The following is a 25,165-nucleotide window of genomic DNA, read 5'->3' as shown; positions in this document are numbered from 1 at the left end:
TCCACTGAATAAAGATTTATTTTATTCTTGCACCGGCTGTTCGATACTTCCCATAAATAAAATACTATCCTCTTCTGTATTGGTGATCGTGAATAGAAATGGACGGTTGATATCCATGGTAAACGTATCTTCCAATACAGCAGAAGTTTCTTCTACCTCCACTGAAGTAGCGCCGGCAGCTTCTGTTCCTTCTTCATCGACGTCGATAAATGTTTTATGAAAAATTCTGCTGATATAAGCTTCTGAAGCATCCGTTCCCTCAAACATGTTGGATAAATCAGCCTGATCCGGGTCGAAAGCCTGCTCCATGCCAAGATGGATGAAAAAGTCATTGAGCTCTGATTCATATTCCAGCGTGAAGGATGGAAGTAATACCGTTCCTGTTTGCTGCTCCAACGCATCCATGCTTTCTTGCCATTTTTCCAAAGAAAAGTCTTCTCGGAAATTAGAAAAGCTCGTGTCCTCACTTGGCAGGAAAATCTGCATTTGTATGGTTTCATCCTCCTCATAAGGCAAGGAAACAACCTGGACATTCTCATCTTCCCAATAACGTAAGTCTTTCTTGTACAAAGTCATCATCGGTGTATCTATAGTGGAACCATCTTCTAAAGAAAATTCCTGTTCCTCTGTTAAGGTTTCATCGAAGGGATGCGTCCAATCTCCCTGAAAGTAAACGGCATTAAGCAAGAATAAAATTAAATCAGGAGAAATATCATCTGCCATATGATCAATCCGGTCATTGGTCTGTTCAGCAACCCAGTCATTGATGGCATCGGCTGTTGTTAAGGGCTCTGCCTTTGCCTGATAATATGTTTCCAGCGTCTCTTGATAAGCCGTATCTATTTCCATGTCTTCCCTGAACCATACAGCATTGGCGAGATGCAGTTCTACCTCCTGATTATCTGCTGCTTGCTTCATTAACAAATCGTGGTTGGCAGAAAGCAAGGCATCCGCATCGATGTTTTCCAGGCCAAGCACTTCTTCCATTTCTGCTTTTGTTTCCCCATCTGCGCCGTGATAGGTCATGTTCAGTGCTGTCCAAATACTGATAGGTGAAATAAATACATTACCATCCTCGTTCTTGTCTAATCCGGAGAGTGCTTCAAACCCAAGCTGGTTCAATCCTGACTGAACGGTTTCTTTGGAAGCATCGTCTGGCGAATCTATATCGGCAGGCGATGGATTTTCTTCAGAATCAGAGGAACTGCAAGCGGTTAAAAAAAGGACGATACAAAGACAAAGTAATTTTTTCATCATTTCATCAGCATCCCCTTATGTGGTTTTGTTAAACATATCATACATGAAAGGGAGGAACAACTATGCCTGAACCCCCCGCCAAAATACCTTCCACATCGACTCCCCATGACTTTCAATAACATCCATCTCATAATAGTTTGTTTCATACGATAGACCGTCCAATAAACCATAAAAAGCGCGAGCAGCTTCTTCTGGAGAAACTTCTTCTGTAACAGCACCATCTGCCTGTGCTTTTTTTATCTCTTCTTTAAAGGACGCCCGTGCCTGCTCCTCGCTGTCACGCAATATTTCTAAAACTTTGTCTTTTAAACCTTTAGGAGGATAAGAGGAAAAACGATTATAAAATTCAATACTGCTGTCGTGATTTGCCATGTCCTTCACATGTGCCTGGAAAGAAAGATACAATTTTTCCTGCGCTGTTTTCCCCTCATTTTTAAAGGCGGACTTCACAAAATCCACGTAATCCGCAGCGATTTTTGTGGTTACATCGAAAAATAATTCTTCTTTACTGTTGTAATGTGCGTAGAGAGAAGATTTCTGCAGGCCAACGCGATCGGCGATTTTTGTCATGGAGGTCCCATTATAGCCAAGCGTTGCAAAAAGCTCCATTCCTTCGAGTAAAATTTTTTCTTTTGTATGCATGATGATTCTCCTTTGACAAAGTAATGATGGTAAGGTAAAATTTCTCTAGAAACGAACGGTCGGTAGGTTATGTTATTTCTTATTATAAAGCATATATCCCTGCCTGTCATGTGAAAATAAACAAAACGCTTTGTTTCATCAATAAAAAAAGCCGGAGGAAAGATAGTATGGAAGCACAGCCTTTATTTAAAAATCGTACGTTTGTGTTGTTGTTTGTTGCTGGGATCTTTGGTGTTGTCAGCTTCAGTATGTTTTTGACAACAACGACATGGTTTGTTATCAGTGATAGCGGATCAGCCAGCTCGTTAGGACTTGTATTAATTGCTGCAACCGTCCCGAGAATTTCGATGATGATTTTCGGAGGAGTGGTAGCGGACCGTTACAAGAAGACGACGATTATGTTTTTAGCGAATTTTGTGCAGGCTCTTCTTTTGCTTGTGTTATATATACTGATGAAAAATGATGCATTATCACTTACTTTGCTTCTATTGATTGCTGCGGGATTTGGGATGCTAGATGCCTTTTTCGGGCCGGCAAGTTCATCGATGATTCCTAAGATTGTTGAGAAAAGCCAGCTGCAGCGCGCCAATGCCTTGTTCCAGGGTGTCGATCAGATTTCATTTGTAGCGGGTCCGATTGTTGCCGGTGTATTAATGGAATCTATCGGTGTCGGCGGCAGTTATTTTGTAGCGATGATTTTGGCTTTGCTTTCTGCGGTCATTATTTATCCGCGCTTCATTAATGAAGGGCCGGTTGCGTTGCAGGAAAAGCAGAAGCCAATCAAAGAGATCAAAGAGGGTCTGGCGTATATTCGCAATTCAAGCTTTCTTATAACGGGGATAGTTGTACTTATTACCCTTAACTTCTTTGTGTTTGGAACATTGCATATTGCGATTCCCTTCCTGGTGGAAAGCTATGGCGGAACACCGCTTAACCTAAGTTATATGGAAGCCAGTCTGGGGATTGGTCTGGTGGCTGGCACAGGGATACTCAGCTCTGTCTTAGTCAAGAAGAAAGGGAGGACCTCCTTATTTGGATTATTGGGAGCATTAATCGCATATGTCATTTTTGCACTTGTTCCTAATTTAACGATGCTGACAATAGTTGTGTTCTTTATCGGGTTTTCCATGTCTTTTGTATTCATCCCATTCTTTACTGCTGCTCAGGAACAGGCGGAAGATTATATTATGGGAAGGGTCATGAGTATTATCTTCCTGGCCATGAATGGATTCGATCCGATTTCTTACGCCCTTGTTTCGGGGTTATCCGCTGCCAATATCCCAATTCAAGCCATTCTGCTTGGTTTTGGAATGCTTGGCTTGATTATTACAGCAGTGTTATTTACAAAAGCAAAAACCTACAAAAGCATTTAAATCTGCAGAGTTAAAAACCTCTTATGTGACGTTAAGGCCCATAAGAGGTTTTTTTACACAGTCATTTCTAATTGATTTCTGCGCCATTTCCCAATAAAAAGAACGGCAAGGGTAAGAATGTTAAGGAAGATAAGCTGTCCATATTTCAGCGAAGCAAAAAGCTGCTGTACAAATGCTTCTTCTAACAGCATTTTTCCGGCTGTCCAGGCAAGCAGGCCGGCACCGATATAAATGATAATCGGAAATTTCTCAATGAGCTTCAAAATCAATTCACTGGCTGTTAAGATAATCGGGATGCTTAAAATAATCCCGGCAATGATCAGAAGCAAATCACTATCAGCAATGGCGGCAATGGCTAGTACATTATCCAAGCTCATAATCACATCAGCAAAAATAATAATCGTAATGGCCTCCCGCAAGGAATTACCGCTTTTCATCTGGCTGTGATCCTGCTTATCCACCAGTAATTTATATGCTACATACAATAGGAGACATCCGCCGATTAATTGGATAAAAGGAAGCTGCAGCAGGTAAATCATAATAAATACAAAGAGAATCCGAAGTGCGATTGCGCCGAACGTTCCCCAGCGAATAGCGCGTGCCTGAAGATGTTCCGGAAGATTCCGGCTCGCCATCGCAATGACAATCGCGTTATCTCCACTCAGTAAGATATTAATCAGGAGAATCTGTCCGATGGTCTGTATAAACTCCAACATATCTCTCCTTTCCTCATCAAGTCATTGGTTAAATATATGAGCTTGTACGAGAAATCAGAACAGCTGGAAGGAAAAAAGGGAGCAAAAACAAATAGAACAATAATTCTCTTATACAGGGGTTCATCACCAAACTCAAAAATCCTTATTTTCTTTATGAAGGAAGAAAATAAGGATTTTTTGGCTATTATGTACATACATGCTTGGAAATGTTCTTTAAGCTTTTTAAACCATCTTAGAAGAAGAGTTCATCCAGTTAAAAAATAAAATAATGAAAATAAATACGCTATTCATAGATGCGGAGGTTGCTGCTCCTGCATCCTCGAAAATATGTAAAGAAACTTAAAAATGAAAAATAGGAAGAAAGATTTGTGAAATATTAACTATTGTATCGAAGACGTGCATAAATGCCGTTTCGTCTGTCTAAATCCAACTTTAAGCCTGCATACGGATCGGCGTGGAGATTTTCTTTGATCCATTTTCTTAATGCAGCAATAATTTGCTTGGTCATCCATTCCTGTTTTCCAGATGACGTCACGACTTCTGCTGAAAATCCAGTGTAATCATCATAAAATAACTCTACTTGGACGTCATCTGCACTCATATTCTGTTCTTCAGCAATGTACATACATATAGCAAGCACAATATCCTCTTCAGGAATAATAAGTTTTTGCATACCTCAAATTCCTCCTGCATATGGTTGGGAGCTTATTTTCAGCTTCCGGTAATGATGCCTACTCTATTCTACTACAAACTCCCTATTTGCATGAAGTAAGAAGTAGTTATAGGGGCATAAACTTTCCCTGGCTTCTTTTTGACCGTTTCTTTTCCGTCCGGGTAAGTTGTAAATCTTTTCGGAAAAAGAAAAATGCGGATGAAAGAGCTTACTTTTTGCTTTGTGTAACGAACGTTTCTAAAAAGGATTATATAGATAGTATATCACTGTCTCAATTGATTTAATAATAAGAGCGACTTCAAATCTGCTATAGCGTATATAAAATGCAGTATATTTTAACCAATAATACTTTCTTACCGTATTTATGGATGGTGATATCGATTACTGCTGCCGCTTTTTCACACTGTTAATAAGTCCCTTTGTTGTTTATACATTTCCAAAAAAGGGTAGAGGAAATGATATAGATAGTTATCTTAAGAAATATAAAAAAGGAGCGTGCAGAATGAAAAGCACTGGTATCGTTAGAAAAGTGGACGAACTGGGCCGGATTGTTATACCTAAGGAATTGCGAAGAAGTTTGAACATACAAGAGCGGGATCCGATGGAAATATTCGTAGAGGAAGACCGAATTATCATACGGAAATACGAAGCTGAAAAGACTTGTTTTATTACAGGAGAAGTCAATGATGATAATATACAGCTGCCAGGCGGATTATATGTAAGTCAAAAAGGAAAAGAAATTCTTAAAGAATATCTTTGATGTGAAACAGAAAGATTGAAACGGAAGGGAGACGCAATATGTCTCCTTTTATTTTTGGCAAAGAAAAGCAGCCGGATTTAATCTGTCACAGCTGCTTCCAAAATTGAAAAGGATACCTGATTACAATCAATTCGTGCTAATCTTCCATATGGAATGGGCGTTTTTGGTTCGGTATGTCCAAAAGAAACACCATATAACACTGGGAGGTCATTCAGCCTGTTTTCTGCTAAAACAGATAGAATAACCTCCTTGTACGCCTCGTAATGTACTTCCCCATAAGGCTTGGCAACAATCATTCCATTCGCTTGGTGTAGAATCCCCTGAGCGGCATAATTTCGAAGCCATCTTTTAATTAATTCTGGATCCGTTTTTTCCTCTGATGTTTCAAAAAAGAGAATGCTGTTTTGCCATGCTTCCTGCTGCGGCCAAATGGCTGTTCCTTTAGCAAATTCAAGTACTTCGATACAGCCGCCGATGAGGTTCCCTTTTGCGATACCGTTTCCTTGCAGCAGTTCGTAACCCTGATTAGGGTGCATTGTTCTGGCAATAGACTTATTGGAAATATCCCACTCTAAAAATTCACTTGTCCACTTTTCCGGTGCAGGGATGCCGCCGACCGCTTCTGCTTCAAAAAGCATGCTTTGAATGGCTTGCACCGTATAATCATCCATCGCCACATTTTCTGCAAAATCTGTCATGATTGCTGGTCCGTAGAAGGAGGATAAACCAGCATGGAAGCAGAATAAATGAGCAATCGTCGTATCAGAAAATCCCATGAAAATCTTTGGATTTTGACGGATAATCTCAAAATCGATATAGGGAAGCAGACGAATACTGTCATCACCGCCAATATTAGAGATAATCGCTTTGATTTCAGGGTCTTTGAATGCAGTCATTAAATCTTCGGCCCGTGCCTCGGGATGTTCATCTATATAAGTTTGTCCTTTTAAGCTGTTAGGCATTGGAACGACTTCAAGCCCAAACACGCTCTCTAAGCGTTCCACACCCTGCTGGTAGCGCCAGCTTAAGGAGGGCTCGCCTGCTCCGCCCCAGGAGAGGCTGACAGTCGCTGCCTTATCCCCTGGAGATAATTTTGCCGGCTGCATAAGCATAAGAAATACTCCTCTCTGAAAATGGTATATCTTATGTATTCGTTATTTATTGGAGAAATCCTTTTTTTTATAAAAAGAGCCTGTTTTTTTCTTTCTTCGCATAAAAAAAGCTGAATATATTAATAAAGCTGTAACGATGAGAACGCAACAATAAATAATCAAGCTGGATCCGAAAAAATCTCTAAATTTAGTCCCTGCTATGTGTGCTTTATAAGGCTGTCCTTCAGGATATTGAACATCAATGACATGGTTAGCCTGAGAAAATATACGAGAAGATACTTCTTTGGAAACCATAACCTCCTTGTTTATGTCTTCTGCGTAGAAAGATAAATGCAAATAGTATGAACTTGTGCTATAGCGGCCAGCATTATAGTCATATTCCCTATCCGAAATATAGGCTTCAGTTTCTATTTGGTCTCCGCTATGGGACTGCACAATACTAACGATAGATTTTCCCATAAAGACATATGCCATTAAAAATACCAAGCAAACGATTCCCAATAGAGAAAAGAGAAACAGTGAAGCTGCTTTATCCTCTAATTTTTTTAGCAGTGGTATATGTTCGATATTATAAGCAATGAAACCGAAAGGATAGATACTAAAGACGACGATGACAATAAGATGCTCGATGATCTGTGATTTTTTATCCTCGTCTGTCATATAAGAATCGTTCTTCCTAATTGTATCCCCGGCATTAAGCTGTTCAAATTCCTTTTTACTTATTAAGGAAATTTCTTGAGTAGACATCTTCCGAGTTAATTGCGATAACGCTTCCTCTTCTAAAACAGCATAGTATTTCAATTTACCGAATAAATCACTGGATACCGTTTTACCAACAACAGTAACTTCCTCTTCGTTTCCGCCTTTATCTTGTAACAGCTGATACAGACTCTTTGATTCATCGACTATACCTGTAACCAAGACGCAGAAAACAAAAATCCCAATTGCATACGCACCTATTTTTTTAAATCGTTCCATGTGTCACATCCTTATCTTCCGGGGTTCCAAAATGCATTGTAGCATTTTAAGATTAAAAAGTATTTGCTGCAGGATTATTTTTCCTGTGTGAAAATTTTACTATTTCAATTTATACAATGCTTAGGGGAATTTGAACAGCATTTTAAAATCATGAAGGCTGTTCATATGATAGAATTTAAATATCCTTAAGTATATTAATGATTTACTCAACTTTCGCACATTAAAAAGTAATTTCGTTTCTATAGAAACAGGAGTTGATCGTTCCTTGGATAACTCCCTTGACAAAGAATAGAAGGTGAAGTGTAAAGCACCGCTGCGTCGGAAAGCGGAGTGGTTGGCCGGAGCGGAGCTATGCACCATCACCAATTCCAAAAAGGCCGGATATTTCACCAAAATGCAAGCATGGTAATGGAGAACATGTTCACCCTGAAATAGCAAGATATATATGCTTATTCTTAGGTGCGAAAGTTGAGTGATTTATTACAGAAATAAGCAAAATAAGGAAGGGAAATCGATGAATAAAATACTTTCAACGGATCAAGGTCTATTCTTATTTAAAACGGAATTTGAACAGGAAAGTATCCGGCGGTCAGATAATTGTTATAAATTCATTTACTCGCTTGGCGGAGACATGACATATCAGCTGCCTCATCAGGATTTGACTTTTTATACGGATCAAATGCTGCTTTTGAATCCTTATGACCCCCATCGGCAATTAGAGGTAGCGCATCATAAATTTTTAATCGAATTAAATCCAGAATTGATAAATCAAGCTGCCAAAAATTTGATGAATCATCATTCGGCAGATATTCAATTTGCACAAATGCCGCAGCAATCGCTGCAAATAAAGAAGTGGGTGGCATTTATTCTGGATTATATTGATGTAAGTAATGGGGTAATGGATGCGAGTATGAAGGTGTTCCTTGATAATAGCTTTACGCAGTTAGCAATCCTTCTGATGAAAGGAAGTATAAACAGTTATTATCAGGATGTTCAGCCGGAAGCATACACTGCTGCAGGTTTCCCGATTTATAAAGTGCTGGAGGCAATGAAGGAAAGTTATACATCTAACTGGACATTAGATGATATGGCTGCAATTGCCCAGTTAGATAAGTACCGGCTCTCACATATATTTAAAGAGAAGATGGGTGTTTCGCCATTTTCATGGCTGCAAATCTACCGTCTTCAACGCAGTTTGGATAAACTGCAATTTACCGATACGACGATATTGCAGATTGCGATGGATTCGGGATTTTCTTCTGTTTCTGTCTATAATCGTCTATTCAAGAAACTGTATGGCATGACGCCAAGCTATTTTCGCAGGTTAAGCAATACATAAATTCCAGCCAGAATCATCATACAAGTCCCGCATATGATAAAAATCAGGTGTATGGAGACCCAATAAGATACAAGTCCGAAGAAACCTAAAGAAATAAAATTAGAAAAATAAAGCAGGACGGCATTGAAACTGAAACCTCTTCCCAGCATATCTGGCGGAATATACTTTTGCAGTAAATAAACCCTGGATAGCCCAGATAGAGGCAATCCGACTGCTACCCAGATAATTCCCAAAACAAGCAGGGGGATAGCTGGTAAACCTCCTAAGAATAAAATGCCTGTCCCCCAGATAAGGGAGCTGAGAAGGTAGGTTTTTAGCGTGAATTGTTTAAAGATATAGGGAACAATCAAATTGACAATAATAACAACAATTCCAAACCATCCTGTTACAACGCTGTACCATACTTCTGCATTCGCCATCGTTTCTTGTAATAGTAATAACAGCCCAACCTGCCAAACCCAGGTGTTAAAGAAAACAATAAAAGCTGTCATCTCAAATAAGGAGCGGATGGTTTTATGAGAACGGAGCCATATAGCAAATTCCCGGATGGCTGTGAATATATTAAAATGCTTTTTATCTGTCTGCTCTTCTTTTAAAAGAATGAATGATAGAAAAAGCGCGCTCAATAGATAGCTGAGTGCATCCAGCGTGAAAAAGTGGATCACACCAATAGTATTCATGAAGATAATGCTGAAAACAGGTCCTAAAACAGTCATTCCCCGTGTTACAGTGTCCGTTAAACTATTTACTGCAGGTCTCTCTCTTTCACTCGTGATAAGCGGGATAATTGCCCGATGCGCCGGATTATATAAGCATCCGCATAAATGAATCAAGATGCTTACAATAATTAAATGCCAGTAAGCAAGCTGATTGGAGAAGTCTAACAAAACTAACCCGATGAGAAGCGGAGAACGAAATAAATCGATACGAATCAACCATTTCATTTTAGAAATCCAGTCAGCAATAACTCCTCCAATCAATCCGAACAGCAGGTAAGGAGCAACTTGAGCGATAGCAATCCCCGTGGTATACGCATTAGAAGCAGTTAAATCATAAGCAAGAAATAAAAGAGCCATGCCAGTCATCACATTCCCTAAATTGGAACTGGCAGTAGCAAGCAGATAGTTTCGGGCACGTTTATTTTTTTTTATGATAGTTATGTACACTAGCTGTAACCTCCTTTGTAAGAAGGTTACAACGTATTCCGGATTTCATCTGTATTGATATTGCGCAAAAAAACAGCAATATGTATACAGACAAGCGGGTATAGAATCATCCTTCCTTAAATTCTGCTTTACGCTTACAAAACTGTATGGTAATCTAAAAGGGATAAATACATACGCAATGGATCCACTAGGGGTGCTTATTAAGCTGAGAGAGGTATATTGCCTTGACCCTTACCAACCTGATCTAGTTCGTACTAGCGGAGGGAAGTGGGCGGATATGCCTTTAGGTAAATGAACCAAATTATTCTGCCGCTTTCTATATCAGGAGGCGGCTTTTTTGCGTGCTTTGAAAGGAGGTTTTTGAATGGATGGATTAATTCAGGAGATTCGAAATCGAGAAGACGAATTAATAGCGCTTGTCAGCGATTTGATTCGTTTTGAAACACCAGCCCCGCCTGCAAGAAATACAGAGGCTATCCAAGCTTATATTGCGAACTACTTGAAGGAAATGAATTTTGAAACAGAACAATGGGAGGTTTATCCCGGTGACCCGAATGTCGTCGGCTGTTTGCGTGGAACTGCTTCCGATACATACAACAGCTTGATTCTTAATGGGCATGTGGATGTCGCTTCTATAGAGGAAGGTGAAAACTGGAAGCATGCACCATTTCAGCCAGCAGTGGAAGGGCGTACATTATTTGGGCGGGGTGCAGCAGATATGAAAGGCGGTCTGGCAGCGTGTTTATTTGCGATGCGCATATTGCATGACCACCAGATTCGCCTTGGCGGGGATGTTATTCTGCAGTCCGTCATTGGTGAAGAGGTTGGGGAAGCAGGGACGAAGCAATGCGGAGAACGCGGGTATACAGCAGATTATGCCATTGTTGCAGATACAAGTCATTGCGAAATACATGGGCAAGGAGGCGTTATTACCGGCTGGATTACAGTGAAAAGTCCGTCCACGCACCATGATGGGACACGTCGCCAGCTCATTCATGCAGGCGGCGGGATGAATGGGGCCAGCGCCATTGAAAAGATGAATAAGCTCCTTACTGTGTTGCAGGAGCTGGAGCGACATTGGGCAGTGACCAAATCCTATCCAGGCTTTCCCCCAGGAACCAATACCATCAACCCGGCAGTGATTGAAGGAGGCAGACATGCTGCTTTTATTGCTGATGAATGCCGCCTGTGGATTACCGTTCATTATTATCCCGATGAGACTGCTGAGCAGGTTGCTGCAGAAATTGAGTCCCATTTACGAAAGACGGCTGAAGCGGATGTCTGGATGCGGGATAATCCACCCGCCTTTGAATGGGGAGGCGAATCGATGATTGTAGACCGCGGTGAAATTTTCCCGTCTTTCTCCGTAGATAAAGAACATGCTGCTTTTGCGATGTTACAGGAGAGTCATAGCAAAGCTTTTGGCGAGGAAGCGAAAGTCCGAATGTCGGAAACAGTAACTGATGGCGGCTGGCTTGCAGCATACGGGATTCCTGTTGTCTGCTATGGACCTGGTGAATTGAAGCACGCCCATGCCGTGGATGAGCAGGTAAACATCGACGAGTTAGTAGATTATACAGTGTCCCTGCTGCGATTTATTTTGAAATGGTGTCAAACAAAAAAACAGGAATAAGGCAGTTACTAAAAATGATAGAAAAGGGAGCGCATATACATGAAATTTACAGAACGTATTCGAAAGTCAGCAGATTCAATTTGGGAGAAAAGCCACCAGCATCCATTTGTGCAGGGAATTGGTAACGGTACACTCGATATAGAGTCATTTAAATTCTACATGTGTCAGGATTACAAGTATTTGATAGAGTACTCAAAAGTAATCGCGATGGGAACGGTGCTTGCAAAAGATTTAGATACCATGTCTGGCTTTGCTAAATCGCTGGATGAAACCCTGAATTTTGAAATGGAGCTTCATCGCCAATATGCCGAGCGTCTCGGTATTTCCAGAGAGGAACTAGAATCTACGGTTCCAGGGCCTGTAACGCTTGCCTACAGCAGTAATATGCTTGCAGAGGCACAGAAAGGTTCTTTAGCAGCATTGATTGCAGCGATTCTGCCGTGTGCCTGGAGTTATTATGAAATTGGTCTGGAGCTGGCAAAAAAGTCGGGTGCACTGGAGCATGAACAGTATGGGGAATGGGTGAAAATGTACAGCTCGGATGAATTTGGTTCCATCGGCAAGTGGCTGATTGAAAAATTAGATGAGCTTGCGGAAGGCTGTACAGAAGCAGAACTGGATCATTTAGAAGCTATTTTTCTGAATACGAGCCGCTATGAATATATGTTTTGGGATATGGCATATAAGCGTGAAGGCTGGCCGGTATAAGGTAAAACGACCCTATATGATTTCTTAAGTTGTAAAATAATGTATAAACAGAATGTTCCGTATAACAAATTATTTTCTTCCAATATTCAAAAAAGTAAAATGGTTGGATAGACAAGAAATGGATTCATGGTAAAATAAAGAAAACGGATACGGAAGATGGGTGAAGCAGATGAAGCTCTGGTGGAGAAAAATTGCAGTCGTATTTATAACAATTTTAACATTGGGTATCTATACGCCAACAAATCTTTTGGAAGTCGACGCCAATAAGCGGGATGACAGCAGTGTGTCTTCTTCATCAGATCTCGAAACAACATCTGTTATCGAGGAAACCACCCAATCATACAATGTAGAAGATCCAAGGGAAGCTTTTCTTGGCCACCTTCATGAAGAGGCGAAAAAATTGAGTATCGAAAAATTTGGAACGAGGATTGCGGGGAAGGTCGAGGATGAATTTTCTGCTATGATTTTACCACAGATGGAATTGGTGCTGTCTGATCTTGTCGAGCATTCTGACATATACAAGGATATAGCGATTACCGAAAAACCTTCAGACGGCTATGGAGAGCGGATTTTCAATGTTTCCAATAACAGCACCAGCAAAACATTGGCAAAGTTTCATGTCCGCCGGGAAAACCGGCCATTGGAAGGGTATTATTTTAATTTTCATTACCATTTAAGTGAGGATGGATTCCAAAAGCATTATCATATCGGGGATATTTATTGGAATAAGAATACACCGCCTAAATGGATGGCCTAAGACCGAAATTTTGGGGCTGCGGTTACTCGCCCCGCTTAAAACATTTGCCGCCATATTTATTTTAATCCATCAAGAAAGGCAAGGAAGCGTGCAGCGCCTCCTTGCCTTTTATCTGTTTTATAATAATTGATCCGTTTCTTCTAAATAAGCTCCAATCTTCCGGTCAAAAACAACTTCATCTGCAAACTCGTCTAATGGTGTTTTTTCCTGATTGACAATGACAAGTTTGGCGCCATTTTGTTTAGCGATTTCCGGGAATTGGTTGGCTGGTGTAACCGATAGAGAGGAACCTAGCACGATAAATAAATCGGCTTTCTTTGCATGCTCAAACGCAGCAGAAAAGGCATCCTCAGGGAGCATTTCCCCAAATAATACAATAGAAGGTCTGAGTATTCCGCCGCAGGAACAGTGATAGTCTTCGTTTAAATAAGCAGAACTGTCGTAGATTTTCCCGCAGCTTTGGCAATGCAGCTCTTGCAGGGTTCCATGAAGCTCATGAACGTGTCTGTTGCCTGCAGCCTGATGAAAACCGTCCACATTTTGGGTAATAATCGATTGGATCAGTCCATTCTTTTCCCAATCGACAAGAATGTGATGTCCTTTATGCGGACCAACTTCTTTGACGCCGAGAACGCGCTCCCGATAAAATTCGATAAAATCCTCTACGTGATGATTTAAAGCATCTACACTTGCGATTTTGCTTGGGTCTTTCTTTCTCCAAAGTCCCCGGTTTGTGGAACGAAAGTCAGGCAGCCCACTCTCTGTAGACATTCCTGCGCCAGTGAAAACGACGGTGTGTTTGGAATCTTTTAACCATTCATGAAGCATCGAGACCCCTCCTCTTCTATATATTTTCTATTATACATGTTGTTTAGGCTATATGCGACTAATATTGACAGTTAAAATAGAATATGGTATTCATGTAATAGAGGTTTAGCACTCTGTGAGAGAGAGTGCTAAAAACAGAAAAAGGAGAGAGAGCATTATGGCAAAGCATGAGTTTAAAGCAGAATCACAGAAACTATTAGATATGGTCATCCACTCCATTTATTCACAACGGGAGATTTTCTTGCGTGAATTAATCTCCAACGCAAGTGACGCCATTGACAAAATTTATTATAAAGCATTAACGGATGATGCTTTAACATTCGATCAAAGCAATTATTATATCAAACTGATTCCTAATAAAGAAAAGCGTACGTTGACTGTAGTAGATACGGGAATTGGAATGACAAAGGAAGAGCTGGAAGATAACCTCGGTGTGATTGCTAAAAGTGGGTCACATACGTTTAAATCGGAAAATGAAATTAAAGACGGCCATGATATTATTGGTCAATTCGGTGTCGGCTTTTATGCAGCGTTTATGGTTGCGGATAAAGTGACCGTATTAACAAAATCGATTGACAGTCAAGAAGGATATCAATGGGTTTCACAGGGGTCAGACGGCTATACGATTACGCCAATTGACCGCGAAGAAGTTGGAACAGAGATTATCCTTGAAATAAAAGATAACGAAGAAGAAGACAATTATGATACATTTTTAGAAGAATCTACTTTAAAACAAATCGTCAAGAAATACTCGGACTTTATCCGCTATCCAATTAAAATGGATGTTACGGAAAGCAAGTTAAAAGAAGGAACAGAAGATGAGTATGAAGATGTGATTGAAGAGCAGACGCTGAACACAATGGTTCCTATTTGGAAGAAAAATAAGAGCGAATTAACAGATGAAGATTACACTAATTTCTATCAGGAGAAACGGTACGGATTTGATCAGCCATTGCGCCATATTCATATCAATGTAGATGGAGCGGTCCGTTATAATGCAATTCTATTTATTCCGGAGCAAACGCCGTTTAATTATTACTCCAGAGAATACGAAAAAGGCTTGGAGCTTTATTCAAATGGTGTATTGATTATGGAAAAATGTGCAGATTTACTGCCTGATTACTTCAGCTTTGTAAAAGGAATGGTTGACTCAGAAGATTTATCCTTAAATATTTCCAGGGAAATGCTTCAGCATGACCGTCAGCTGAAAATCATTGCGAAAAATATTCATAAGAAAATAAAACAGCAGCTGTTAAGCCTGCTTCGCGATGAACGTGAAAAATATGAAACGTTCTTTAAAGCATTCGGTCAGCAAATCAAATTTGGCGTGTACAGTGACTTCGGCCAGCATAAAGAAGAGCTGCAAGACTTGCTTTTATTCTATTCTTCTACAGAGAAAAAGCTGGTAACGCTAGAGGAATATGTATCACGTATGCCGGAAGACCAAAAATATATCTATTATGCTTCTGGAGATTCCAATGATCGTATTGAAAAACTTCCGCAAACGGAAATTGTTGCAGATAAAGGCTATGAAATTCTTTATTTCACAGATGAAGTGGATGAATTTGCGATTAAAATGCTGATGCAATATCAGGAGAAGGAATTCCGTTCTGTTTCCAGCGGTGATCTAGGGATTGAAGCCGATGAGAAAGAGGAAGAGAAGGAAGAAACAGAAAGTCATAACGAGCTGTTTACAGCAATGAAAGAGGTTCTCGGTGACAAAGTGAAGGATGTACGAGCTTCCAAGCGTCTGAAATCCCATCCAGTCGTGCTTTCTGCAGATGGCGAGATTTCCTTGGAAATGGAGAAAATTATTAATGCGATGCCGGATAACCAGCAGATTCAGGCAGATAAAGTGCTGGAAATCAATGTGAATCACAGTATTTTTAAAGCACTCGAAGCAGCACAGGGGAAGGATCAGGATAAATTAGCGTTATATACCAACCTGCTTTACAATCAGGCGTTATTGATTGAAGGGCTGCCGATTGAAGATCCAGTGGCATTTACGAATGATATGAGTAAGATTATGGTTTGATGAAGAAAGCATCGTATAGGAGGTATAGCCTTCTATGCGGTGTTCTTTTGTTTGAAGGATATCTTTAAAAATCTGTGTTATGTATTTTTTTAACGAAGATACATTATTTAAAAAAAGCTGATAACTTTTAGAAATTTTCCTATCTTGTTTAATTTTTAAGGTTATGAAATAGCATAGTGAGGGAATACAATGATTAGGTCGGCAGTTAAATGAAGCTGGGAAAGAAGCATTTTTAACTAAAGGTGTTTAGCAGAGGGAGGAAAAGTGTACACTAATGAAAAAGCAATCGTTTGCCTGCCATAGAATCGTCACATTTCATAAAAAAAGTGACACGATGTCATAAAAATAATTGACTTATGACATCGTGTCACTTAATATAGAATTATAGGACATGACATTGTGTCACAATAGGTTATGGAGGAGCAAGAATATGCCTACATCAACATTTTTTAATTTAAACGATTCCAAACGGGCAAAATTATTGCAAGCGGTTGAAAAAGAATTTGCAAGAGCACCGTTATCGCAGGCCTCCATTGCGAATATTGTAAAGCTTGCAGGTGTTTCAAGAGGAAGTTTTTATCAATATTTTGATGGCAAAGAAGATGCTTTTTATTATTTATTAAAGCTTCATACAGATAAACGCCGTGCTTATTTTTTAAGCCTGCTGCGCGAAACAGATGGAGATTTGATGGCTTCCATGGATAAGGTTTTTCGGGTAACACTGATAGAATTGTCCGAAGAGAAGCATTTGCAGTTTTTAAAGAATGCCGTATTGAATGTGACACATGAAGTGGAAGATTCATTTACGGAGTTATTCTTAGGAAAGCATAATGAAGTAGACGCAATGAATCAAGTAAAAGATTTAGTTGATTTTAAAAAGCTGAATATCGAAAGTAAACAAGAATTTTTCCATGTTATGCAGATTTTAACGTCTGTTACATTTCGAAATATTGTGGATCAGCTATCCAGGAATCTTTCTCGTGAAGAAGCTCTAGATAATTTTCGTATTGAAATGGATTTGTTAAGCAAAGGGTTATCAAGTGCTGACAGGCAAGTATAGAACTTTTCTGATGGTTTGAAGAAAGAAACTATATATAAATGGGGTATGATTAATGACAGTTACAATTTATGGTGCAGCATGTTCATCAACAAGAAAAGCAAAACAATGGTTTACGAAAAACGGGATTGAGTATACAGAACGTAATGTAATCAGAGAACCTCTGACCGTAAACGAATTACAAAATATTCTTCGGATGACGGTGGAAGGTACAGATGAGATTATTTCCACACGTTCTAAGATTTATAAAGATTTAGATCTTGATATTGAAGCATTGCCATTGCAGGAGCTGCTGGAAATTATTCAGGAATACCCGCGTCTTTTACGCAGTCCGATTATGGTCGATGCCAAACGTTTGCAGGTAGGATATCATGAAGAGGATATACGTCAGTTTTTACCGCGTAAAACGAGAGAAAGCCAATGGCTCCAATGGAGAAAGAATCATTTGCGTGTCGCGGAAAGCTGATTGATAAAAAATGTTCAAAAGTGATTTTTACCGTGCTTTTGGACACACACTTTTAAGCAGAAATAACGGAGGAGACAATGCAATTTATTGCCAAACAACCGTATGTAAAAGTAGTCCGTCAAGTAAGTGCATTAGAGCAAAAGGATACAGAAGAGCAACGTTATATGTATCTTTATGAAGACAAAATCGCTACAAAGTACAGGGAATTTCCAATTGAAAATGTAATGGATATTTCGTATCGACTTACTGGGAACCAGACAAAGGGAATGCTTTATTTACACACGCTTAAAGGAGTTTATGCCTACATTATAAAATCTTCACCTGAACAATTTATCGATGCGTTTAAAGCTCGAACACATAGTACCACCCATCGAAATTAGAGAAACAAACGGAACAGCTCGAAGCTTTGCTAAATCCTTTCTTCGGGTTGCTTCTCCTGCTCACAAAACCTCAGCTCGACTTCCCCGGAGCGAGGTATCTTTATCCAAATATAAATAGCAATAAAGAATAAAACCTGAGTGACTATACCGCTTAGGTTTTTTTCCATCTATCCAATTAGGCAGATAACCAAAATTCGTCCTATTTTTTTCTTTGTGCATAAGCTGATTTTAGAGGTGATGTTAATGGTATATCTGAACCAGGAGAAGCACATTTATGCAGAAGATATAAAAGGAGCTTCGCCTAATCAAGAAACGTTTGTTTATGAATATGCAAGTGAGAGAGAGCAAAAGCAGCTGGAAATGCAGAGGGAATCTGTGGAAGTATTGCAGCAGCTGCAGCGGGATACCTTTGCTAAAAATCAGCAATTGGAGCGTATTGCGAAACGATTGAAGGAAATGGACAAAAATAAAAAAGATCAGCAGCAGATGCAAGAGAAGGTATTCAACCGATTAGATGTACTTGATGAAAATATAAAGAAGGAAAACAAGCAGCTCAATCAAATTATTGCTGCTCAAGAAAGTGCAAAAGCAGAGGGGGATGACATCAAAGCCAGCCAGACATCCATTCATGCTAAGCTTGAAAAAATAGCTGAGGTAAATGAAACAGTGAAGCAAAAAATGGAGAAACAGGAAAATAAACTGGAAGAGGTGGAGAACCAAAGAAAAGAAGAACTGACTGTGCTTCATGAAAGGCTCGACAAACAGGAGGCATGGCTTGAAAAATTAATAAGGCAGGTCCATGATTTGCGGGGAATTATTTATGAAAGAGCAGATGAAGTGATAAAAAAGGTAGAAAAAAGTATTCAATTATTTGGGAGCAAGTGGAATGTTGTCCGTCGCACGGACGCTGAGTCCTCTAAAGAAACAATAAAGAAGTGAGCTGTTTTCTAAGAAGCAGCTCACTTCTTTACTGGTACATCATCAATCATCTGTTTTATCGGCAGTATTATCCGATGAAACCCCCTCCGGTTCAGGAATAATCGCTTCTTCCTCAAATCCGGTAAAGGCTGCTTCATCCTCTGTCGTCGGAGCAAAGAAAGTGCCGCCAGATACATCTTTCACATTATGGACAACGATAAATGAACTGGAATCGATTTCCCTGATAATTCGTTTAAGCGTTAAGAGGCGGTAACTGGGTACGATAATATAAAGGATATAATGCTGGCGATCTGTATAGGATCCAGAACCATTGATAAATGTCGCACTAGACGACATGACTGTATTAATCTGATAAGCTATTTTTTTAAATTCAGGCGAAATAATGGTGACTGCTTTCTTAGAATCAAAACCGCCAATCACATAGTCGCTGGCGACCTTCCCTATGGATAAAGCAATAATGGTGTATAGTGTGTAAAGCGGGCCAATAATGAAAACTCCGGCTAATACGATAACGGCGTCCATGATGAAGGTGGTTAGTACGACATTCCATTCATAGCGCTGTGCGAGCAGACGAGCTATCGTCGAAGTACCTCCAATAGAGCTGCCTGCTTGAATAATCAAACCAAATCCAATCCCCATGGTAAGACCTGCAAAAATAGCAGCTACCAGAGAATCGCCCAGAGGCTGTGTTACGATATTTTCTGTTAAAAAGATAAACAAGGATAGAAGTGGGACATTAACCATTGTTTTTATCACGATGCTTTTAGGAAGAAATTTAAAACTGACGAGTTGTAATAAGACAAAAGCAACCATCGTAACAATCCCGGGAGACCATCCGAGAGAATAAAAGAGTAAAAGTGCAATACCTAGAATGCCTCCATCTGCAATTTGGTTTGGCATGGCGAATATGGTCGTTGCCAGAGCACATAAAATGGTTCCAATCAGCGCCAGAAAGATTTGTTTCATGTTCTCAACCTCCATCGATAAAGTAGTTTTCCCTGACAATAGGAATCATACGTATATTTATATTTAGTGTAAAGAAATAAAGGCAATTGGGAAAGATATTTCAATGCTGTCTCTCACACTTTTTAGGTAAACGTGCTTCACTGTGTCTGTCAAGCAGGCTGAGTATATCTATCCAATACAGAATGGAAGTGATAAAATGGATATGATGTATTGTATTAATCTGAAAAACAGACCGAAAAAATAAAAATGATGATGTTAGACAAGGTGGGAATCACATGATAACAACCAGTTTTCGTGATACTTGGGCAGAAGTGTCCTTGCAAGCGTTAGCGTATAATGTACAACAATTTAAACAGCATATCCGTGAAGGAGCGCGGTTTATGGCGGTGGTGAAGGCAGATGGATACGGTCATGGAGCTGTGCCAATTGCAGAAGAGGCGCTGGCAAATGGGGCGGACTGTCTTGGGGTAGCAATCTTAGATGAAGCGCTGTCTTTGAGAGAAGCAGGGATTACTGCACCGATATTATTATTGGGCTATACGCCAGCTCATGCCGTTCATAAGGCAGTAGAACAAGATGTCACGCTGACTGTCTATTCAGAAGAGACAATCGAAGCCATCTGTCAGGCTGCAGATATCTTACAGAAAACAGCAAAAGTCCATATCAAAGTGGATACCGGAATGACTCGTATCGGTGTCCGTACCGCAGAAGAAGCTTTGGATTTATGCCGCGCATTAGAACGGGAAGAAATAGAACTGGAAGGAATCTTTACGCATTTTGCGGAAGCCGACAATGGAGAATCCAGCGCTTATACGTATCAGCAGTTTGAAAGCTTCCAGAAAATATATCAGGCAGTAGAAGCAAAAGGCTGTCAGATCCCAATCAAGCATTGCTGTAATAGTGCGGGGACCCTCGCCTATCCAGAAATGCATCTGGATATGGTACGCGTCGGAGTCAGCTTGTACGGGCTCTATCCTGAACCGCATCTTAAGGAAATCCTCCCATTAAAACAGGTGATGAGCTTAAAAACAAAGCCAGTTTACATTAAAAATGTTCCGGCTGGACAATCTATCAGCTATGGCAGAACCTATACAACAACGCAAGAAACAAAGGTGGCGACCCTGCCGATTGGTTATGCCGATGGTTTTTCACGTCTTTTATCCAATCAAGGACACGTGACCGTTCGCGGGAAGGAATGCCTGATTGTCGGACGCATTTGTATGGATCAGACCATGGTGGATGTGTCCGATGTAGATGGCGTTCATGAGAATGATATTGTTACCATTTTTGGCGAGCCGAGTGAGGGCTATATTTCTTTAGGTATTGTCGCAGAGCAAATGCAGACCATTCATTATGAAACGGTTTGTTTAATTGGCAAACGGGTACCGAGAAAATACGTGAAATAATAATGTGGAACAGGAATGATAAAGGATGACACCTTTTACGGAAGAAGTTATTAAAATAATACGGGAGATCCCGTCTGGAAAAGTAATGACTTACGGTCAAATAGCAAGAGAAGCTGGCAATTCGAGAGCCGCAAGACAGGTTGTCCGCGTGCTCCATTCCATGAGCAAAAAGCATCAATTGCCCTGGCATCGTGTGATCAATGCAAAGGGGCAATTAGCTATTCCGAATGAAGAGGGAAATTGGGAGCAGCGCACACGTCTGGAAGCAGAAGGTGTCCTGGTGAGTTCCAGCGGATATGTTGATTTAAAAAAATATCAATGGCATCTCGAATGAAGCGCTGCAATTCAGGAAGGCCTCTATGGGTAAGCATCTTATTGTATTTCTGTTAGTTAACTAGGTATAATACAGGTAATAACTGTTTTGAGAAACATTCTCATTCCTATATTTACAGGTTCTCCAAATGCAGAAACGTGCTTCTTTTGAGGCGAGTCTTTGCAGAGCAGGAAACAGCGTAAATACATATTCATATATATGAATAGACGGACGAGAGAATCTAAAAATCGAAACTTCTGAATACAGAATAAGACCACCATATAGGAGGATGCTCCGTGAAGATAGTTGGAATTTCCGGCTCCACGATTGGCTCAAAAACAAGAGTCGCTGTGGACCATGCATTGAAATATATTGAAAAAGAACATACCGGGGTAGAAGCAGAGATGTTAGATTTGAAGGATTATGACATGGTTTTTAGTGACGGACGTTCTTATAAAGATTATACAGGCGACACGAAAATCTTATTAGAAAAAATCATGCAGGCTGATGGCATTTTGGTTGGAATGCCTGTTTTCCAAGCATCTATTCCAGGAACATTAAAAAATCTGTTCGACCTTCTGCCAATGGATGCATTTCGGAATAAAGTGGTTGCTATTATTGCAACAGCAGGAACAACAAAGCATTATTTAGTACCCGAGCAGCATTTGAAGCCGATTCTTCACTATATGCACGCATGGGTGATTCCGAAATATGTATTTGTTGAAGAAAAAGATTATACAAACTATGTAATCTCGAATCAAAACGTCATTGACCGCTTAAATAAGCTGTCAGATGATTTGATTCATTATGTAGATCTCATGCAGAAGCACCCAGAGCTAACGTCGCTTATATAAGAAAAGCCCTCTTACTGAAAAATTGTTTTCTTAAGAGGGCTTTTCTTTATTTAAGAAATAAGAAATAGTTGGAGCTAGTCACTCCAACGGGTTTCATGGGGTGAGTAATCTTAGGCCCTAGAAATATACTCCGTTTTCCGTCGCCCTCGAGCTCATCTCCTTTAAAGAAGACTTAGCGATTGGCAAGCCGACAGGCGTAGACAGAGCTAAAGTCGCACTTATGCCCAGAGGGTGAAAAGAAGACTTAGCGATTACCAAGCCATTCCTTTTTGCTTCGAATCAATGGTAAACAAGCTGTGGGCGATAAGAAATTGAGCACCATAATACGTAAGCATAATGACTTCATGAGCTCCTGTAAAGCCGGTGATAAACATATTCCACGCAAGAACACTGTCAGAAATAATAAATAGAAGGCTGCCGAGAATAGCCCAGCGATTTCCTGTCATGATTGCTGTGAACGCCATAAGCGTGATAATTCCGATATAGGCAATGACAGGAAAGATGAAACCTGTCTCCCCGTTAGTTTGAAGATTACTCACAAGCTGATAGCCAATCCAAGCAGCAAAAAGAATAAGCGGAACCGCAGAAAGACTTCTTGGCAAAGAAAAACGCCATTCTTTTAAAAATCCAACGATATATAGTACATGTCCGATAAAAAACGCGGTCAAGCCGATGAAAAACCACTGCAGCGTCGCATCCCCAGTCAAGCACAAGCTGATACCGCCAATAATCCAATAATGCGTGGACTTTCGTTTTGGCAGCGATTTTTCAAAAGCATAAATCAGAATCAGCACCATTGGAATCACCTTGAAGAAAATACTAAATGCTAATGGCTCAGATGGTGAAATAAATATATAAACAATTCCAGTCGTCAGAATTAATATGGGTAAACGATAAAGTATCAAAATGGGTACATTCCCTTCGCTTGTTAAAATAAAAATCTTCAGACATGTTTAGTTCCATCATAGTAAAAAAATGCTTAGATAACAAATTCTAGATATATAAACAGAAAACCTTTTTTCAAACCTATTTTTAACATCGGAAGAGATAGAAGCTTCTGTTGAAGATAGGGAGGCTGTTTTGTATTGTTTGTACATACGAAGCTGAATACTGCTGTAATCCTTTGTTAGCAGCATTCGGTGGTTCTGATGGTGTAATAAAAAACTCCCCTTGTCCATCATAGACAAGGGGAGATTCTTTATTCTTCAATAGAAACATCTTTTAAATTTAACAGCTGTGTCGGAGACTGTGTCAGCCCTTTTACGCTGTCATCGACACCTAACAAATATTGCTGGTGATGGATATAAACCATTGGCGTGATTTCCGCAAGTAATTCCTGGGTTTGGCGGTAAAGCTCTAATCGTTCATCTGGATCACTTTCCTGGCGGGCTTGATCTAATAAATCGTCGAGTTCTTCATCTTCTGTGAAGGTGCGATTTCCTGGTTCGCCTAAATTATCTGAATGGAATAAAGGATATAGCCCGTTGTCCGCATCACCGGTAACAGTGGTCCAGCCAAAGACAAACATATCATGTTCCCCGTTGGCAGTCTGTTCCAGCATTGTTCCCCATTCCACCGTTCTTACTTCCGCATTGATACCAATTTCCTTCAGCTGTGCTTGGATTGTTGTTGCTGTATCGATGCGCTGACGGTCATCATTTGTCCAAATCGTGGTAGAAAACCCATTTTCATAGCCTGCTTCAGCAAGTAACTCTTTGGCCTCTTCCAGATTATATTCGTGATCCTCTATATCTTCACTGTATCCGAATACACTTGGCGCAATCGGTGTGTGTGCGGGGATCCCGACATCGTCATAGATTCCGGAAAGAATTTCCTCTTTATTAATGGCTTTTGCAATTGCCTGACGGACACGTTCATCATCAAACGGTTCCTTGTCCATGTTAAAACCTAAATACGATAATGCCAGGCTGTCCTGAGACTGCACTGATAAATGATCGGAATTTTCAATTTGAGCTACATCTGACGGACTAAGGGAATTAGCGATTTGAGAAGCACCAGTCTCTAATTCTGCGACACGGGTCAGATCTTCTGTAACTACTTTGAAAGTTACGGAATCGAGCAGTGCCGGTTCGCCCCAATACTCTTCATTGTTAACTAAGCGTACCTGCTGCCCTGGCTTCCATTCTTCGTATTTGAAAGGGCCGGTGCCTTGCGGGTTTGCACTGATGACAGTACCTGCCTCTTCGCCATCTTCCATTGCGGCATAGTCTTCTTCAATCTGGTCTTTTGAAATCATCACACCGCCGGGATGAGCAAGGTGTGCCGGTAACGCTGCAAAAGGATATTCTGTTTTAAAATGAACCGTATAATCGTCAATAACTTCTACCTCGGAAATCATATTGTACATGATTGCCCGTGGAGAACCAACCTCTGGGTCAAGCGTACGGTCAATATTTGCCTTTACAACGTCCGCATTAAAATCAGAGCCGTCATGGAAGGTCACATCTTGACGAAGCTTGAATTCCCATGTCGTATCATCAATTTGTTCCCACTCCTCTGCCAGCAAAGGCTGATTTTCCATATTCTCGTCCTGGGTAACAAGCGTTTCAAAGATATTTCTTTGTACATCACTGGACGGAGTATCATTGGATGCTGCCGGGTCAAGCGATACAGCATCGGCTGGTGTGGTAATAATTAAATCGCCGCCCTGCGATCCTCCCTCTGTCGTATTGCTGTCAGAGGATGCATTGTCATCTGGTTCACTGGCACAGGCGGCAAGTACCAGGCTGAACAGAGCAATAAATGCAAGTACATATATCTTTTTCTGTATTCTCATGATGCTGTTT

General features: G+C 40.4%; 25 protein-coding genes and 1 riboswitch. Of the genes, 14 read left to right on the top strand and 11 right to left on the bottom strand.

The window, feature by feature from the left end; genetic code table 11:
- Positions 1–21: 21 nt before the first annotated feature.
- Together MKY65_RS21835 and MKY65_RS21830 are read right to left on the bottom strand one after the other, a co-directional pair.
- Positions 22–1,257, bottom strand: a complete 1,236-nt coding sequence (locus MKY65_RS21835; protein WP_339180716.1) for a serpin family protein — start codon at positions 1,255–1,257, stop codon at positions 22–24.
- Positions 1,258–1,317: 60 nt separating this feature from the next.
- Positions 1,318–1,899: a TetR/AcrR family transcriptional regulator gene (locus MKY65_RS21830; RefSeq protein WP_042529135.1), complete on the bottom strand. Its 582-nt coding sequence runs from the start codon at positions 1,897–1,899 to the stop codon at positions 1,318–1,320.
- Positions 1,900–2,066: 167 nt separating this feature from the next.
- Between MKY65_RS21830 and MKY65_RS21825 the strand changes: the two genes are divergently transcribed.
- Entirely contained in the window at positions 2,067–3,272 is a 1,206-nt protein-coding gene (locus tag MKY65_RS21825) for an MFS transporter (RefSeq protein ID WP_339180713.1), read from the top strand.
- A gap of 53 nt (positions 3,273–3,325) precedes the next feature.
- On the opposite strand, the gene MKY65_RS21820 is transcribed toward MKY65_RS21825, so the two are convergent.
- On the bottom strand, positions 3,326–3,988 hold the full coding sequence (locus tag MKY65_RS21820) for a TerC family protein (RefSeq protein WP_339180710.1): 663 nt from the start codon (positions 3,986–3,988) through the stop codon (positions 3,326–3,328).
- A gap of 376 nt (positions 3,989–4,364) precedes the next feature.
- On the bottom strand, positions 4,365–4,661 hold the full coding sequence (locus tag MKY65_RS21815) for a DUF2653 family protein (RefSeq protein ID WP_042529140.1): 297 nt from the start codon (positions 4,659–4,661) through the stop codon (positions 4,365–4,367).
- Between the two features lie 502 nt (positions 4,662–5,163).
- Here MKY65_RS21815 and MKY65_RS21810 point away from each other — a divergent pair.
- Complete coding sequence (locus tag MKY65_RS21810) at positions 5,164–5,421, top strand: AbrB/MazE/SpoVT family DNA-binding domain-containing protein (protein WP_256705271.1); 258 nt, start codon at positions 5,164–5,166, stop codon at positions 5,419–5,421.
- A gap of 77 nt (positions 5,422–5,498) precedes the next feature.
- Here the strand turns inward: MKY65_RS21810 and MKY65_RS21805 are convergent, their stop codons facing one another.
- Positions 5,499–6,533: a S66 peptidase family protein gene (locus MKY65_RS21805; protein WP_339180707.1), complete on the bottom strand. Its 1,035-nt coding sequence runs from the start codon at positions 6,531–6,533 to the stop codon at positions 5,499–5,501.
- A 42-nt stretch (positions 6,534–6,575) separates the two neighbouring features.
- Positions 6,576–7,511: a hypothetical protein gene (locus tag MKY65_RS21800; RefSeq protein WP_339180704.1), complete on the bottom strand. Its 936-nt coding sequence runs from the start codon at positions 7,509–7,511 to the stop codon at positions 6,576–6,578.
- 514 nt (positions 7,512–8,025) lie between these two features.
- Between MKY65_RS21800 and MKY65_RS21795 the strand changes: the two genes are divergently transcribed.
- The gene (locus MKY65_RS21795; RefSeq protein ID WP_339180701.1) at positions 8,026–8,850 is read left to right on the top strand and encodes an AraC family transcriptional regulator; all 825 of its coding nucleotides are present in this window, start codon (positions 8,026–8,028) and stop codon (positions 8,848–8,850) included.
- On the opposite strand, the gene MKY65_RS21790 is transcribed toward MKY65_RS21795, so the two are convergent.
- Positions 8,823–10,016, bottom strand: coding sequence for an MFS transporter (locus MKY65_RS21790; protein ID WP_339180698.1), 1,194 nt, complete (start codon positions 10,014–10,016; stop codon positions 8,823–8,825). The two genes, MKY65_RS21795 and MKY65_RS21790, sit on opposite strands and share 28 nt — an antisense overlap.
- Positions 10,017–10,195: 179 nt before the next feature.
- Positions 10,196–10,299: riboswitch (TPP riboswitch) on the top strand.
- 81 nt (positions 10,300–10,380) lie between these two features.
- Between MKY65_RS21790 and MKY65_RS21785 the strand changes: the two genes are divergently transcribed.
- The 3 genes from MKY65_RS21785 (at position 10,381) to MKY65_RS21775 (ending at position 13,114) form a co-directional block, all read left to right on the top strand.
- Positions 10,381–11,649 carry an acetylornithine deacetylase gene (locus MKY65_RS21785; protein ID WP_339180695.1) on the top strand — a complete coding sequence of 423 codons (1,269 nt, stop codon included), beginning with the start codon at positions 10,381–10,383 and terminating at the stop codon, positions 11,647–11,649.
- Between the two features lie 39 nt (positions 11,650–11,688).
- A complete protein-coding gene (gene tenA, locus MKY65_RS21780; protein ID WP_339180693.1) occupies positions 11,689–12,357 on the top strand; it encodes a thiaminase II in 669 nt (222 codons plus the stop codon).
- Between the two features lie 169 nt (positions 12,358–12,526).
- Complete coding sequence (locus MKY65_RS21775; protein ID WP_042529152.1) at positions 12,527–13,114, top strand: YpjP family protein; 588 nt, start codon at positions 12,527–12,529, stop codon at positions 13,112–13,114.
- Between the two features lie 117 nt (positions 13,115–13,231).
- Here MKY65_RS21775 and MKY65_RS21770 read toward each other — a convergent pair whose 3' ends face one another.
- Positions 13,232–13,942 carry an NAD-dependent protein deacylase gene (locus tag MKY65_RS21770; protein ID WP_339180690.1) on the bottom strand — a complete coding sequence of 237 codons (711 nt, stop codon included), beginning with the start codon at positions 13,940–13,942 and terminating at the stop codon, positions 13,232–13,234.
- Between the two features lie 157 nt (positions 13,943–14,099).
- On the opposite strand from MKY65_RS21770, the gene htpG reads away from it, so the two are divergent.
- From htpG to MKY65_RS21745, 5 genes are all read left to right on the top strand, one after another.
- Entirely contained in the window at positions 14,100–15,977 is a 1,878-nt protein-coding gene (gene htpG / locus MKY65_RS21765) for a molecular chaperone HtpG (RefSeq protein ID WP_339180687.1), read from the top strand.
- Between the two features lie 430 nt (positions 15,978–16,407).
- Positions 16,408–17,037, top strand: a complete 630-nt coding sequence (locus MKY65_RS21760; RefSeq protein ID WP_193064498.1) for a TetR/AcrR family transcriptional regulator — start codon at positions 16,408–16,410, stop codon at positions 17,035–17,037.
- 52 nt (positions 17,038–17,089) lie between these two features.
- Positions 17,090–17,500, top strand: coding sequence for a Spx/MgsR family RNA polymerase-binding regulatory protein (locus MKY65_RS21755; RefSeq protein WP_147211757.1), 411 nt, complete (start codon positions 17,090–17,092; stop codon positions 17,498–17,500).
- 77 nt (positions 17,501–17,577) lie between these two features.
- Positions 17,578–17,880 (top strand): hypothetical protein, encoded by a 303-nt coding sequence (locus MKY65_RS21750; RefSeq protein WP_256705270.1) that lies wholly within the window; start codon positions 17,578–17,580, stop codon positions 17,878–17,880.
- Positions 17,881–18,123: 243 nt separating this feature from the next.
- Complete coding sequence (locus MKY65_RS21745) at positions 18,124–18,819, top strand: hypothetical protein (protein ID WP_339180679.1); 696 nt, start codon at positions 18,124–18,126, stop codon at positions 18,817–18,819.
- A gap of 42 nt (positions 18,820–18,861) precedes the next feature.
- Here MKY65_RS21745 and MKY65_RS21740 read toward each other — a convergent pair whose 3' ends face one another.
- Entirely contained in the window at positions 18,862–19,785 is a 924-nt protein-coding gene (locus tag MKY65_RS21740) for a YitT family protein (RefSeq protein ID WP_339180677.1), read from the bottom strand.
- Positions 19,786–20,060: 275 nt separating this feature from the next.
- On the opposite strand from MKY65_RS21740, the gene alr reads away from it, so the two are divergent.
- The 3 genes from alr (at position 20,061) to MKY65_RS21725 (ending at position 22,358) form a co-directional block, all read left to right on the top strand.
- Positions 20,061–21,191, top strand: a complete 1,131-nt coding sequence (gene alr / locus MKY65_RS21735) for an alanine racemase (RefSeq protein ID WP_339180676.1) — start codon at positions 20,061–20,063, stop codon at positions 21,189–21,191.
- Between the two features lie 25 nt (positions 21,192–21,216).
- Positions 21,217–21,525, top strand: coding sequence for an MGMT family protein (locus MKY65_RS21730; RefSeq protein ID WP_193064503.1), 309 nt, complete (start codon positions 21,217–21,219; stop codon positions 21,523–21,525).
- 275 nt (positions 21,526–21,800) lie between these two features.
- Positions 21,801–22,358, top strand: a complete 558-nt coding sequence (locus MKY65_RS21725) for an NADPH-dependent FMN reductase (RefSeq protein WP_212929406.1) — start codon at positions 21,801–21,803, stop codon at positions 22,356–22,358.
- A gap of 251 nt (positions 22,359–22,609) precedes the next feature.
- Here the strand turns inward: MKY65_RS21725 and MKY65_RS21720 are convergent, their stop codons facing one another.
- Both MKY65_RS21720 and MKY65_RS21715 read right to left on the bottom strand, forming a co-directional pair.
- Entirely contained in the window at positions 22,610–23,263 is a 654-nt protein-coding gene (locus MKY65_RS21720; protein ID WP_339180670.1) for a lysoplasmalogenase, read from the bottom strand.
- Between the two features lie 293 nt (positions 23,264–23,556).
- Entirely contained in the window at positions 23,557–25,155 is a 1,599-nt protein-coding gene (locus MKY65_RS21715) for a glutathione ABC transporter substrate-binding protein (protein WP_042529173.1), read from the bottom strand.
- Between the last annotated feature and the right edge of the window lie 10 nt (positions 25,156–25,165).

The sequence above is a fragment of the Oceanobacillus sp. FSL W7-1293 genome, assembly GCF_037969815.1.
Taxonomy (GTDB): domain Bacteria; phylum Bacillota; class Bacilli; order Bacillales; family Amphibacillaceae; genus Oceanobacillus; species Oceanobacillus oncorhynchi.
The sequence above is the reverse complement of the archived record's forward strand: the minus strand, read 5'-3'. Positions and strand labels throughout refer to the sequence as shown.

Excerpts from the sequence above, each read along its gene's own strand:
- MKY65_RS21835 (WP_339180716.1), bottom strand. The coding sequence starts at position 1,257 with ATGATGAAAAAATTACTTTGTCTTTGTATCGTCCTTTTTTTAACCGCT.
- MKY65_RS21830 (WP_042529135.1), bottom strand. The coding sequence starts at position 1,899 with ATGCATACAAAAGAAAAAATTTTACTCGAAGGAATGGAGCTTTTTGCA.
- MKY65_RS21825 (WP_339180713.1), top strand. The coding sequence starts at position 2,067 with ATGGAAGCACAGCCTTTATTTAAAAATCGTACGTTTGTGTTGTTGTTT.
- MKY65_RS21820 (WP_339180710.1), bottom strand. The coding sequence starts at position 3,988 with ATGTTGGAGTTTATACAGACCATCGGACAGATTCTCCTGATTAATATC.
- MKY65_RS21815 (WP_042529140.1), bottom strand. The coding sequence starts at position 4,661 with ATGCAAAAACTTATTATTCCTGAAGAGGATATTGTGCTTGCTATATGT.
- MKY65_RS21810 (WP_256705271.1), top strand. The coding sequence starts at position 5,164 with ATGAAAAGCACTGGTATCGTTAGAAAAGTGGACGAACTGGGCCGGATT.
- MKY65_RS21805 (WP_339180707.1), bottom strand. The coding sequence starts at position 6,533 with ATGCTTATGCAGCCGGCAAAATTATCTCCAGGGGATAAGGCAGCGACT.
- MKY65_RS21800 (WP_339180704.1), bottom strand. The coding sequence starts at position 7,511 with ATGGAACGATTTAAAAAAATAGGTGCGTATGCAATTGGGATTTTTGTT.
- MKY65_RS21795 (WP_339180701.1), top strand. The coding sequence starts at position 8,026 with ATGAATAAAATACTTTCAACGGATCAAGGTCTATTCTTATTTAAAACG.
- MKY65_RS21785 (WP_339180695.1), top strand. The coding sequence starts at position 10,381 with ATGGATGGATTAATTCAGGAGATTCGAAATCGAGAAGACGAATTAATA.
- tenA (WP_339180693.1), top strand. The coding sequence starts at position 11,689 with ATGAAATTTACAGAACGTATTCGAAAGTCAGCAGATTCAATTTGGGAG.
- MKY65_RS21775 (WP_042529152.1), top strand. The coding sequence starts at position 12,527 with ATGAAGCTCTGGTGGAGAAAAATTGCAGTCGTATTTATAACAATTTTA.
- MKY65_RS21770 (WP_339180690.1), bottom strand. The coding sequence starts at position 13,942 with ATGCTTCATGAATGGTTAAAAGATTCCAAACACACCGTCGTTTTCACT.
- htpG (WP_339180687.1), top strand. The coding sequence starts at position 14,100 with ATGGCAAAGCATGAGTTTAAAGCAGAATCACAGAAACTATTAGATATG.
- MKY65_RS21760 (WP_193064498.1), top strand. The coding sequence starts at position 16,408 with ATGCCTACATCAACATTTTTTAATTTAAACGATTCCAAACGGGCAAAA.
- MKY65_RS21755 (WP_147211757.1), top strand. The coding sequence starts at position 17,090 with ATGACAGTTACAATTTATGGTGCAGCATGTTCATCAACAAGAAAAGCA.
- MKY65_RS21750 (WP_256705270.1), top strand. The coding sequence starts at position 17,578 with ATGCAATTTATTGCCAAACAACCGTATGTAAAAGTAGTCCGTCAAGTA.
- MKY65_RS21745 (WP_339180679.1), top strand. The coding sequence starts at position 18,124 with ATGGTATATCTGAACCAGGAGAAGCACATTTATGCAGAAGATATAAAA.
- MKY65_RS21740 (WP_339180677.1), bottom strand. The coding sequence starts at position 19,785 with ATGAAACAAATCTTTCTGGCGCTGATTGGAACCATTTTATGTGCTCTG.
- alr (WP_339180676.1), top strand. The coding sequence starts at position 20,061 with ATGATAACAACCAGTTTTCGTGATACTTGGGCAGAAGTGTCCTTGCAA.
- MKY65_RS21730 (WP_193064503.1), top strand. The coding sequence starts at position 21,217 with ATGACACCTTTTACGGAAGAAGTTATTAAAATAATACGGGAGATCCCG.
- MKY65_RS21715 (WP_042529173.1), bottom strand. The coding sequence starts at position 25,155 with ATGAGAATACAGAAAAAGATATATGTACTTGCATTTATTGCTCTGTTC.